The organism is Streptococcus sp. GMD4S (assembly GCF_000296955.1).
Map to the genome: position 1 here is coordinate 1 of NZ_AJRE01000374.1, position 634 is coordinate 634.

Below are 634 nucleotides of genomic sequence, written 5' to 3' on the forward strand. Positions count from 1 at the left end.
CAGTAGCTTATTTGGTCAAAACTGAGGGAGCCAGTGCAGGTGTCATGATTTCCGCTAGTCACAACCCAGCCCTTGATAATGGAATTAAATTCTTTGGTGGGGATGGCTTCAAACTTGATGATGAAAAAGAAGCAGAAATCGAAGCCTTGTTGGATGCTGCCGAAGACACCCTTCCTCGTCCAAGTGCCAAAGGATTGGGAACCTTGGTGGACTATCCAGAAGGTTTGCGTAAGTATGAAGGCTACCTTGTTTCAACTGGAACTCCTCTTGAAGGGATGAAAGTGGCCTTGGATACAGCTAACGGTGCAGCGTCTACGAGTGCTCGTCAAATCTTTGCAGACCTTGGGGCTCAAATAACTGTTATCGGCGAGACACCAGATGGTCTTAACATCAACTTGAATGTGGGTTCTACACATCCAGAAGCTCTTCAAGAAGTGGTCAAAGAAAGCCAGTCAGCTATTGGTTTGGCCTTTGACGGAGACAGTGACCGCTTGATTGCTGTTGATGAAAATGGCGACATCGTCGATGGTGATAAGATCATGTACATCATCGGGAAATACCTTTCTGAAAAAGGCCAGTTGGCTCAAAATACCATCGTGACAACGGTTATGTCTAACCTTGGCTTCCATAAGGC

1 pseudogene is annotated in these 634 nt (G+C 46.2%); it reads left to right on the forward strand.

Annotated elements, in window-relative coordinates:
* Positions 1–634: pseudogene (glmM, locus tag GMD4S_RS09990) on the forward strand (phosphoglucosamine mutase); the annotation flags it as partial.